General features: G+C 37.0%; 11 protein-coding genes. 3 read left to right on the top strand and 8 right to left on the bottom strand.

Features of this window, described 5'->3' with window-relative positions; translation table 11 throughout:
- Nucleotides 1–187: 187 nt before the first annotated feature.
- Nucleotides 188–682: a PTS sugar transporter subunit IIA gene (locus NST63_RS05290; RefSeq protein WP_212944757.1), complete on the bottom strand. Its 495-nt coding sequence runs from the start codon at nt 680–682 to the stop codon at nt 188–190.
- 117 nt (nt 683–799) lie between these two features.
- Between NST63_RS05290 and ptsG the strand changes: the two genes are divergently transcribed.
- From ptsG to NST63_RS05275, 3 genes are read left to right on the top strand one after another with little or no spacing between them, the layout of a single operon-like run.
- Nucleotides 800–2,335, top strand: coding sequence for a glucose-specific PTS transporter subunit IIBC (gene ptsG / locus NST63_RS05285; RefSeq protein WP_212944758.1), 1,536 nt, complete (start codon nt 800–802; stop codon nt 2,333–2,335).
- Nucleotides 2,336–2,337: 2 nt separating this feature from the next.
- Nucleotides 2,338–3,021, top strand: a complete 684-nt coding sequence (locus NST63_RS05280) for an N-acetylmannosamine-6-phosphate 2-epimerase (protein WP_212944759.1) — start codon at nt 2,338–2,340, stop codon at nt 3,019–3,021.
- Nucleotides 3,022–3,052: 31 nt separating this feature from the next.
- A complete protein-coding gene (locus NST63_RS05275) occupies nt 3,053–3,865 on the top strand; it encodes a MurR/RpiR family transcriptional regulator (RefSeq protein ID WP_071975178.1) in 813 nt (270 codons plus the stop codon).
- Between the two features lie 102 nt (nt 3,866–3,967).
- Here NST63_RS05275 and NST63_RS05270 read toward each other — a convergent pair whose 3' ends face one another.
- From NST63_RS05270 to NST63_RS05240, 7 genes are all read right to left on the bottom strand, one after another.
- On the bottom strand, nt 3,968–4,726 hold the full coding sequence (locus tag NST63_RS05270; RefSeq protein WP_276513993.1) for a Cof-type HAD-IIB family hydrolase: 759 nt from the start codon (nt 4,724–4,726) through the stop codon (nt 3,968–3,970).
- Between the two features lie 256 nt (nt 4,727–4,982).
- Nucleotides 4,983–6,047, bottom strand: coding sequence for a Gfo/Idh/MocA family protein (locus NST63_RS05265; protein WP_341041487.1), 1,065 nt, complete (start codon nt 6,045–6,047; stop codon nt 4,983–4,985).
- A gap of 13 nt (nt 6,048–6,060) precedes the next feature.
- Nucleotides 6,061–7,050 carry a Gfo/Idh/MocA family protein gene (locus tag NST63_RS05260; protein WP_341041486.1) on the bottom strand — a complete coding sequence of 330 codons (990 nt, stop codon included), beginning with the start codon at nt 7,048–7,050 and terminating at the stop codon, nt 6,061–6,063.
- The gene (locus NST63_RS05255) at nt 7,047–8,015 is read right to left on the bottom strand and encodes a Gfo/Idh/MocA family protein (protein WP_341041484.1); all 969 of its coding nucleotides are present in this window, start codon (nt 8,013–8,015) and stop codon (nt 7,047–7,049) included. The genes NST63_RS05260 and NST63_RS05255 overlap by 4 nt, the downstream gene beginning before the upstream one ends.
- A 213-nt stretch (nt 8,016–8,228) precedes the next feature.
- Nucleotides 8,229–9,809 (bottom strand): FAD-dependent oxidoreductase, encoded by a 1,581-nt coding sequence (locus NST63_RS05250; protein WP_341041482.1) that lies wholly within the window; start codon nt 9,807–9,809, stop codon nt 8,229–8,231.
- Nucleotides 9,810–9,848: 39 nt separating this feature from the next.
- Entirely contained in the window at nt 9,849–11,405 is a 1,557-nt protein-coding gene (locus NST63_RS05245) for a DUF4127 family protein (protein ID WP_341041480.1), read from the bottom strand.
- Between the two features lie 2 nt (nt 11,406–11,407).
- The gene (locus NST63_RS05240; RefSeq protein ID WP_341041479.1) at nt 11,408–12,028 is read right to left on the bottom strand and encodes a YesL family protein; all 621 of its coding nucleotides are present in this window, start codon (nt 12,026–12,028) and stop codon (nt 11,408–11,410) included.
- Nucleotides 12,029–12,066: the final 38 nt, after the last annotated feature.

Raw genomic sequence — 12,066 nt, 5'->3', positions numbered from 1 at the left:
CCTAACATTCTTGCGATTCAAAGAATCACAAGCCAAACATAAATAAAAAGGGGAAATTATCCCCCCATTGCTATATGGAGGAAATGCTTGATATCAATATTCCATGTATATTGGCCTAGTATCTTATAGTTATTACCACGTTCCCCGTTTTAGATTACGATACTTAAAATTGCTGCTCTCATTCCGTTTATCCTTTTTTACGAAGCTCCATAATTAGATCAGAATGATTCACTGCTTCACCTTGTTGAATTCGGTGACTGATTTCATAGTGATCGCCATTAAGCAAAATGATTGGTGTAATTACTTCATAGCCTAGTTTTTTTATTTTTTCTATATCAAATATACCTAGCTGAGTTCCCTTACTTATTTTATCCCCATTTTTTACGTTTATTTCAAAACCTTCACCTTTTAGATTTACGGTCTCTAAGCCCATATGGATTAATAGCTCTGCACCTTCATTGGAGCGAAGAGAGATCGCATGCTTTGTCGGAAAAACGTCAACCACTTCACCGTCTATCGGTGATACCAATCGATTATTTTGAGGTAAAATTGCTACACCATCGCCCATCATTTTTTCAGAAAATACTTGATCTGGAACTTCCTCTAATAAAACAAAGGTTCCTTCTAGTGGCGCATTTAATATAATAGATTGATTCACTTTTTTAAATAAAGATTTAAACATCATTATCCCTCCTACGAATTCTTATAATTATGAAAGCGTTTATTATTTTGTTGATTTTTTATATTGTAATACTTTATACTGTGTATGTAAATAATTTTCATACAAGGAGGTAACATGATGAATAGTTTCTTTGAAAAGGCGCAACAATTTGGTAAATCATTTATGTTACCGATTGCTGTATTACCAGCAGCCGGCCTTTTACTAGGAATTGGAGGAGCACTATCCAATCCTAATACAATTAAAGCCTATCCATTTTTAGATATATCATGGCTTCAAGGTGTATTTACGATTATGTCTAGTGCTGGAAACATTGTATTTGCAAATCTTGCTTTACTTTTTGCTGTTGGACTTGCGGTAGGATTAGCAAAATCTGATAAAGGTACAGCAGGTTTAGCAGGAGTCCTTGCCTTTTTAGTAATGAATGCGACAATGTCTGCACTTCTTACAATTACAGGAAAAATAAATATTGAGAATCCTGCAGCAGCTGGACAAGGAATGGTCCTTGGCATCCAGTCATTAGAAACAGGTGTGTTTGGTGGAGTTGTAGTCGGTATTGTAGCTGCATGGCTTCATAATCGCTTTAATAAAACCCAGCTACCACCATTCTTAGGCTTCTTTAGTGGTTCACGATTTGTACCAATTATTTCGTCGTTTGCTGCAATTATTCTAGGTGTTGTTCTATTTATTGTATGGCCTTTTATTCAAAGCGGAATTTTTAAAATGGGTGGTTTAGTCGAAGCAACTGGCTATATAGGAACATTTATTTATGGCTTTGTCCTTCGTTTATTAGGGCCTTTTGGCTTACATCACATTTTTTATATGCCATTTTGGACAACAAGTCTTGGGGGATCCCTCGTAGTAGATGGTCACCTCATTGAAGGAACACAACGAATTTTCTTTGCTCAATTAGCAGATCCAGATACAAAAGAATTTTACATTGGAACATCCCGTTTTATGTCTGGACGTTTTATTACAATGATGTTTGGATTAGTGGGTGCAGCTTATGCGATTTATCGCACAGCAAAACCCGAAAAGAAAAAGATTGTGGCAGGTTTAATGGGTTCAGCGGCCTTGACCTCTTTCCTTACAGGAATTACCGAACCACTTGAATTTTCTTTCCTATTTATCGCACCATTTCTTTATGTATTACATGCATTTTTTGATGGATTGGCATTTATGATTGCACATATTCTTCATATTACGATTGGTCAAACTTTCTCTGGAGGCTTCATTGATTTTATTTTATTCGGAATATTACAAGGAAATGCGAAAACTAATTGGGTACTCGTACCTGTAGTTGGTGTCATTTGGTTCTTCCTTTACTTCTTTACTTTTACTTTCTTTATTAAAAAATTCAACTTTAAAACACCTGGTCGTGAAGAAGAAGGTGAAGCAGTAGTATCTATCAATAATAAAAGTGAACGTGCACAAGTGATTGTAGAAGCATTAGGCGGGAAAGAGAATTTAGAAAATGTTGATTGCTGCGCTACTCGCTTACGTGTAACGGTAAAAAATGAAACAGCTGTTGATGAAAACATGCTGAAGAAAACAGGGGCAAAAGGAGTTCTTTCAAAGGGAAAAGGAATTCAAGTTATTTATGGACCTGATGTAACTATAATTAAAAATGAAATAGAAGAAATGGTAGGCGAATAATGATGTTAGAAACCATAAAAAAAGGGCTTGTTGCTTCTTGCCAAGCACTTCCAGACGAACCACTTCATAGCTCATTTATTATGGCAAAAATGGCGTTAGCAGCACAGCAAGGCGGTGCAGTTGGGATACGTGCTAACTCGAAAGAAGATATTATTGCGATAAAACAAGAAGTAAAATTACCTGTCATCGGCATTATTAAACAGGATTATTCCGATAGCGATGTGTTTATTACTGCGACAAAACGCGAGGCAAATCTTTTACTAGAAACTGGTTGTGAGATGATTGCACTTGATGCAACTCTCCGGAAACGACCGCAGGGAGAAACATTAGAAGAATTGGTTTCATATATAAGAGAAAAGGGGCCACATGTTCAATTAATGGCTGATATTTCTACGATTGAAGATGCTGTGAATGCTGAAAAACTTGGATTCGACTGTGTCTCAACTACTCTATATGGATACACAAATGAAACAAAAGGTTGTAAACTATATGATAATGAGTTTCACTTTATAAAAAAAGTCCTTCAATCCGTTTCCATTCCTGTCATTGCAGAAGGTAATATCATCACACCAGAAATGGCTAAGCAGGTATTGGATTTAGGAGCATATTCAGTTGTTGTCGGTGGTGCCATTTCAAGACCACAGCAAATAACCGCTCGATTTATTGAAGTCATAAAAAAGGGATAACGCTGTTTTTCGAAGGAGAAAGGAGCTATAAGTGTCTTCACTATTAGAGGATATTCAATCTAGATACTCTTCCTTTTCAGATAAAGAAAGGCAAATTGCAGATTACCTCTTAGCATCACCAGATGAAGCGTCCCATAGCCATATTAAAGATATTGCTAGTAAAACAGGAGTCTCAGTTGCGTCTATTACAAGGTTTGCTAAAAAAGTATCTTGTCGTAATTTTGTAGAGCTCAAATTAAAGCTTGCTAGGCAAAATCATGCAGCAAAAAGCGATGACATTGACGAAACATTACAGAATCAATATAAAGAAATGTTTCAAGATATCCAGTCTTTATCTGGAAAAGAATCCTTTTCACGTGTTCTATCATTAATCGAAGAAGCTAATCGGATTTTCATTTATGGATTAGGTAGTTCTGGTTTAGCCTCTCAGGAATTAAACTACCGTTTAAGTCGGATGGGGTTTGCTTCCGAAGCGGTTACGGACCCTCATTTGATGGTAATTAGAAGTGGATTATTAAAGGAAGGGGATCTATTACTTACATTTTCTCGTTCTGGACAAACAAGAGACCTTTTAGTATCACTTGAAAAAGCAAGAGAAAATGGAGTAAAAATTGTCTCTTTCACCGCCTACGGCGATACACCACTCACTGCGCTTTCACACGAGGTACTATGGACAATACACCCTATAAGAAATGGTTACTTCTCTCCGGGTCTGGACTTAAGTGCATTATTTTTAATTGATCGAATTACTGCACATTTCCTTCAAGATCCTGAGCGGAATAAAACATATAGACAAACCATATCAATCATTTCTAATTTATCACACTTAAATCAATCGAAATAATAAAAACATGCTGAACAATAGATAATAGCGTCCTCATTAAAGGACGCTATTTCCTTGTTCAAACTAGCATTTATTAGTAAAGATGGATTTTATAACGTGCACTCACTTATTGAACACCCAATGCTGAATTGCTTTTGCTACACCGTGGTCCTCATTTGTAGCTGTTACCCAATTAGCCATCTCCTTCACCTTTTCTTGGGCATTTCCCATTGCCACACCTACTCCGGCTTTTGTGATCATTGAGCTATCATTCAGACTATCTCCCATAGCCATCACATTTTCCATTGTAATCCCGATCCTAGAACAAACCTTTTCTAAGCCTCTCGCTTTACTCACTCCATAAGGATTTACCTCTAGATTCGTCGGACTAGAATTGGTTACTTGAAGCTTTCGGTTTGTTAGTTCTTCTAATAGAGTGTGTCGAATGACATCATCTTCAACGTCAAAACCAAATTTTAACCATTTATGCTCTGAAATAACCAGTTCATTAGGGAATCCTTCTCGATAAATATGCTCAGGAGTTATTGCCCAAAAATAGGTTTTGTATTGTTTAGCTAATTCCCACATTCTTTGTACATCGTCTATTTGGAGAAAATTTCTTTCTATTAATTCACATGAAGGATCCCATATTTCTCCTCCATTCACTGTTACCATATAAGAATCTAGTTTCAACTCCTCTGCATATGGATGAGCGGTCGTAAAGTTTCTTCCAGTCGTTAAGACAATATGTATTCCCATTGCCTTTGCTCTTGAAATGGCTTCTTTATTTTCTTTTGATACTTCTTGTTGATTAGTAAGTAAGGTTCCGTCCATGTCGAGTGCGATTAAGCGAATATCTGGATGAATGGCTTGATTGTCCAATAATATCTTCCTTTCTATTCTTATCCTTTCTTTAATTGTAGTATAACTTTACCTATTTTGCAGGTATTTTGGTCGGCAAAAAAAGAGCCATCACCTCAAATAGACGCTAGCGTTGGACATTGCTGGACAGACTACACCTTTAGAAGTGAATGAAAACTAAAATAAAGAAGACTGTAGAAAGTTGAATCTCTTTCGTACAGCCTTGTTCTTTTTGTGGCTTTTTCTATATCACCTACTTAATTAAATGGGGTAAAAATTAATTAAAATAGATTTCTTTCCCTTTTTCACTTGATTCATATATTCCACATAATATTTTCATCATTTCTACTCCATGCTGGACTGGACTTAATGTTTCTTTTTCCCCTAAACAGACATTGACAAAATGATCAATTTCGTTTTGAAAGCCTTTGACAAAATCAAAGGATAGATTGTCAACCTGTGGAGTGATATTCAAAATTGTATTATGTTTTTCTGAAATAATGGAGAGCTCTGGTTCAATCTCAGCTCCGCCCTTTGTTCCAAAAAGCTTGACCGCGATTTCATCCTTTTTTGCATGGAGAGTGAAACTTACATCGACTAACATCGACGCTCCATTTTCAAAGCGAATCATCGCGTTTGCCATATCCTCTACATTATTTTTACTAGGATCATAGTCTGCTGCTTTGTAGAATGATAGATTTTCTATATTCGACCGGTTCCCTAACTTCGAATACGTATTTCCACTAATTGATTTAACCTTTGGACAGCCCATCAAATACCAAAGAATATCAATCACATGAACACCTATATCGATTAATGGACCGCCACCTGATCTTTCTTTATCAGCAAACCAGCCACCCGGGTTTCCTAATCTTCTAATACAAGTCGCTTTTGCAAAGTAAATTTCACCTAATTCACCATGATCAATAAAATTTTTTATGATTTTCGTATTCGATGCATATCTTCTTACAAAACCAACCTGCAGGTTTTTCCCACTCCGTTTCACTGCTTCTTCAACCTTTAATGCTTTTTCAACACTTGTCGTTAATGGTTTTTCCACTAATACATGTTTACCAGCATTCAAAGCATCAATGGCAATTTCAGCATGTGTATTATTCCATGTACAAATACTCACCGCGTCTAGTTCAGCATCTTTTAAAAGATCTAAATGATTCGTATACGTTTTTTCTGCCTGAAAAGCTGCCGCCTTTGCCTTTACTCTTTCTTCATTAAAGTCACATATAGCATAAATATCAGCATTTTCATTATTTTGATAAGAGCGAAGATGTGAATCTGAAATTGAACCTGTGCCGATCACACCTATTTTTAGTTTTTTTGACATATCCCTTCCCCTTTCAACTACATGTTGTTTCTAAACGTACGACCTGTTTTTTGCGGTTGGATTCATAAGCAGCTTTTACTACTTCTAATGTACGAAGTCCATCCAATCCAGTGATGGATGGCTCTCTTTGTTCTTGGACACAGGATATAAAATCATTGATCAGTTTTTCATCCATATCCTCTGCTAACGGTAAATGCTGTATTTTCCCATCATGATCATTAAAATAGGTAGCATGCTGCTTGAAAGCATCCACATATAGATTTCCTTTTGTTCCCATAAATCGGATTGTAACATCTCCCCAAGTCGGAAATGTTTTTGGTCTCGACCAGCTCGGATCAATGGAAACAATGACACCTGATTTAAGCTCAAGTGTGACTATGCCACAATCCTCTACGTCAATATCATAAAATCTTGTATCAAACTCAGCATATACATTCTTTACCTCGTCCTTTAAAATCCAACGAATGACATCCATTATATGAACGATATGGTCTGTTGCTGCACCACCTCCAGAAAGAGCTTTTTCGATAAACCATCCATCGGGCATTTGTCCGTGATTGGTCCCGCTGATTGCAATTACTTCCCCAATATCGCCTTGATCAATTATTTCCTTCGCCTTTACTACAGCAGGAGCAAAGCGAACTGGATAGGCCACTTGAAGGATGACACCCGCCTGTTCACAGGCTTGAATCATCTCTTCTGCATCACTAATTTCAGTTGCGAGCGGTTTCTCACATAAAATATGCTTGTTTGCCTCAGCCGCATAAACGACATGCTCTTTATGTTTGGCATTTTCCGAGCAAATAATGACCGCTTCAATATCCGTTTTTAAAAAAGAATGAATATCGCTTATGTAAACACAATGAAACATTGTAGCCATTTCTTTCCCACGTTTTTCATCCTCATCCCAAATATAAGATAATTCAGCATTTGGATGTTCCTGGACATAATTGGCATAGGTTATGGCGTGCATATGTGCAAAACTAATGATTCCTATTTTCATAGACATTCCACTCCTTTTGAAAGAAAAACAGGCTGGCCTTGTGTAACTGATTGATTCGCCGCATCTGCTAGTTGCAATGCCTTCATTACATCCTCTGCTGACATAGCTGGCTTTTCATTCCCAAGTAGACATTGCAAGTAATGACGAAATATACGGGTATCCAAGCCTTCCTTCTTATACTCTATTGAAGCGCTTGAATGATTTTGTAAAAGCAGTGGATTATTGTCCTGACTATCATATGTAATCATTCCTTTGTTTCCTGTCAATTCAAAGGAAGTATGCTGTGCATAATCAGACCAAGAACATTCCAAATAAGCGATTGTTCCATCCGTCATACGCAATGTTACAAAACCATATTCGATGGGAGTACCCTCGATATCTGAATGATTTACACGTCTTGACATCACCATTTCTGCCTCTCCAAATGTCCAACGTAGCCAATCGAAATGAGGTAAGCCCACCTCATTAAATAAATTACGATCTATATTTATTTGATCATCATTGTTTGGATACGGGATTCCACTCCTTATTCGAATAACACCTGTTTTTCCAATCAATCCCTTGTTAATTTGATGTCTTGCCTGAATAAATTCAGGTGTGTGACGGTATGTATTTCCCATTAAAAGCTGTACTTTATGTTTCTTGCAAACAGAAATCATCTTACTTACTTCATTACTACTAATTGCAGCTAATGTTCCATAAATCACATGAATATTAGCTTCCGCTGCCATTGTCACTAACTCCAAGGGGCTGCTAACCGGTGTGGCTATATCAATAACATCCACATCTGTATATTGAATGAGTGATTCTAAGCGATTATAAATCGTAATCCCATTCTCCTCTGCCTCCTGCTGTAAGGTCGAATCCTGCGTAATAATCCCTACAACTGTGACTTCTCTAAATGTTAACCATGCTCTCAAATGTTGCTGACATTGACTTCCTGTCCCGATGATTGCAAGCTTCATTTCTTATGCCTCCTATCTTTTTCGCCGCGAAATGTTCATTATCATATAACCCACGATTTTTCTTCATTTCCCTTTTCACACATTTTCAGCTGAGTAGGAATAATTTCGCTTTCAATACCAAATTCATCTTTATTCTATTCCTCTGTTGTCGAGTATTTTTTTAATGAATCACTTATTAGATTATTAAGAAAACTTATTATATACTACACCACACTATTTCACATGTGCTCCATCAATTCTTGGCCAATCTAATTCAATTCCCTGACGAACTAATAATTGTTGAAACGCAGTAAGTAATTCTTCATTGTTTCGAACGTCCCTGGGCATGATTCCTTTTTCAATCGAATAAGCTGCTAAATAGCCTGCTGATTCTCCAATATTCCACTCAACAGGATGAAGTCGGAAGCATCCATTTGTTAAATGTGTAGCTCCAATGTTTTTACAAGCCGGCAATAAATTATTCATCCGTATAGGTATAAGACTGCCTAGTGGAATTTGAAAAGGATAGCTCGGTACATAGCAGGTAGTATTCGTAACAACTGTTGGATGTAAATCAATATAATACCAGCCTACTCCAATTGAATCAGGGAATATCGTGATACCTTTATCACCACGGCTCTCCACACTAATATGTTGTTCCAATACAGTAAATTCCGCCTTAATTCTTCTTGATTCCCGAATATAGGGATGCATAGCTAAACCATCTTCCGTACCTACCATATCTTTTCTTAGTCTTAAACCAGGGTAAGCAATGCCACCATCATCCCTAGGTGCCTCCGTTTGTAACCAATACAAAAGGGAGAGGCTTAACTGTTTCGCTCCTTCTAAATGTTTGATCTTTTCCTCATGACTGACATCAATGATCGGACCTAACCAATAATCATTTTGTGGCCAATTAATAATGGAAATATCCCCTTCGTATGTATTTGGCTGAAAGTGGTTGCGATCAATGATCCTCCGATAATCCCATAATGAAATATGCTTGCCAGGAAACATGCCGAATTTTTTAGATTGACCTGTTACTCCATCGACCCCATACCAACTTAGTAATTTATGGCTCATAAAATCAGCATGATAATGTTTCCAAAAATCATATTGCTTTGGTTTTTCAATCGTAAAATTTCCACCTTCGATATAATCAACGATAAAACAATGGGTGATGGATTGCATATCTAATGGAATAGGCGCCCCATCAAGAGCATGTGGCTCACCCGTTTCTGATTTTGCTTCAGCCCCTGTTACATACTCCGTTCCAGTCATAGGAAGCATGTCACCACATTCTGTTGCATCTAAAAAGTATTTACCACTTAATATAAATATTTCCTTATTTTTCTGATGTTGTACGTGAACCGATTTAACAGTATCCCCCTCAACCTCCGCACAAGTCAAACAATAATTTAGCATAATAGTAATTTGTGCGTTGCTTATATACGGGGCCAACATATCATAAAGAACTGCAAGAGCTACTCTTGGTTCATGTGCGATCCTACTGACCCAAGCATTCCCTGGATTAAAAACTTCATCTTTTCTTGCGGTCTCTGTTAGTGGGTAATGACGATGATAATACTCCCTCACCCGATTTCGAAACTTTCTATAGGTTGTTGTACAGCCAAAGTATTCGATCCATTTATGTTCATCCGGAGGAACAGCTTGACTTGTAAGCTGTCCACCAATCCAATCTGTTTCTTCCGTCATAATAATCTTTTTCCCCATTTGTGCTGCGGCAAGTGCTGCAGCACAACCACCTATTCCACTGCCAATTATAATAATATCTGCTTCCTTTTCCTGTTCCATATATCCTCACCTCTCAGAAATACCAATTTTTCAAACTGCTTAAACAATCTTTTCCATGACAAACGATAAATGAAAGTCCACTTCAAACATTCGCTTCCAAGGAGAAGTAACATTCTCTAGTTCTATTCTACCTTCAGCCGGAGTGGACAGATTCTCCTTTATAAACTGCTCCAGCTTTTGCTTTATTATGGATTGGATCACCTCTAATTGGCTGGATATATCAAAATATGTACAGCCTAAACGCGGAATATCATTCGTTGCAACCTGCTTTCTCACAATCGTTTGATATCCCCAATCCTCGACAAGCCTTGAATAATAAAATTCTCGACTCTTTGCAATCCTCTCATAATCAATCATTTTATGATAATAGGATTCTACAATTGTATGTGCAATAACCGTACCGAGGGAATTTCCAGAGGTATTCCAACCTGCATAGGCGCTAATTTTTTCAAGTAATCCTTGTTTCTTAAGCATATACATGAGCGTTTGATCACTGCCATTACAGGTAGCCACATCCGCAATTCCTACAACCATATTCTTAGAAAGATAGAATTGCATAGCTTGAATAAATTCTCTGTAATTGATTTCGGAAAAATAGGACCGATGTCTTTCACTGAAAAGCTGATTCGGTTCTGCCATTCCTGATTGACCAACAGCTGGCGAATGGGTGAACAAAACTGCATCAGCATCTAATGAATGATCCACCATCACCGCACCACTTGCAGTTAAATGAGATTTTATGCTTTCCTGTAGACTTCGATCCTCATATTTCGGAATAATAAAGGGACCATTTGTAGATGAATATCTTACATAGATGGCCGGAGTGTACTGATGAATCTCACAAAATACTTTTGAAAATAACGTACAGCCAATTTCATCAGCACCAGGATAGATAGCGATTCGATCCATTAATTGAAGCTGTTCCACTTTAAACAATAAATTACTTTGCTCCATCGCACTAAATCCATACTCCGCATTATCATCAAGAGGAAAGATTAAAAAATCAATTAGCCCTGTTTGGACTAAATCAATGGCCACTAAATTCGTAGCAGAATTAATCCTTCGTCTATTAGTAAAATCCTTAAGAATTTCAACAGGTATCTCTCGCTTTAGAAGAGTAAAGTCCTCGCTTTCCTGTTCTAGTAGCTCCCCTCTTCCCTTCTTATCTAATAATTTTCCATAGTGAGAGATTCGTTCACCATACATCGCATAATAATCTGGTTCCTCATCACTGCTGTTATAACTTGGAACCCTCATAATTAGATTAAATGCATAAATAATGATCCTTTGGTTTAACTGCTTTATTTCCTTTATTACATCTAAGCGTGCTACACATTCCTCATCCGTTAACTGATGCAATCTCGATGGTACAATTCCACCATAAACGAGCATGTCTAAAGAGAGGATAAGATGTGTTGCTTCTTTCGTTTCATGTAATAGCCAGCTTCGAATATCCTCAAACTTGGCAGGATTCTTCTTTCTACCCAATATTTGTTTTGAAGGGGTAAAAAGTTGAATATCCGTAGCTGCCGCTAATTGCTGTGGATATTTTAGATTACATGGCCTCTCATCAAGTGGTAAATAAACTACCTTCATCATCAAACTCCTTTCCAAACTCTTATACTCGTATTATTCCTCTTCCCTATCGCTCGCTGAATAATTTGGTAATGTATGAGGCCCGTAATACTAAAGGCAAATAATATTGGTAGAACATGAATATATGTACAAATAAGAACAGCGATACTAGCAAATAACAGTACCATTGTTGGATATGCGGGTCGAGTAACCGCTAAATAAACGGATTGTTTGATCAGCTGTTTAAGTGATCGATCATCATCAACAACTAAAGGATAAAGATAGGATGAAATAAATAGAAAAAAGAGACCGATTATAATAAACAGCGGGAATAAGATGTACTTAAGAGTTCCATCCAAATTCCAAACGAACAAGAAATCACTAACTAGAATAATCATAATCAGACTTTGTAAAATACCAATGATCAAACTTTTCATAAAATACTTTTTAAAGTTTAAAAAAAATGTTTTTATTATGGCGGGATCATCATTTTTCGACCAATCCCTAATCACTCCATACATGGCTGTGGTTGATGCAAAAATTGTAATTAATGGGAGTGAGCAGATGATCCATAAAATATTTAGTAAACAAAAGTTTCCGATGAACTCCATGATTCTATATAATTTACTGTCTGGTTTAAACAATTGGGCCCCTCCCATTTCTAAAAAGATAATATGGGAAG

The organism is Heyndrickxia sp. FSL W8-0496, from assembly GCF_038007825.1.
Lineage (GTDB): Bacteria > Bacillota > Bacilli > Bacillales > Bacillaceae_C > Heyndrickxia > Heyndrickxia oleronia.
This window is presented reverse-complemented; position numbering and strand designations above follow the sequence as displayed.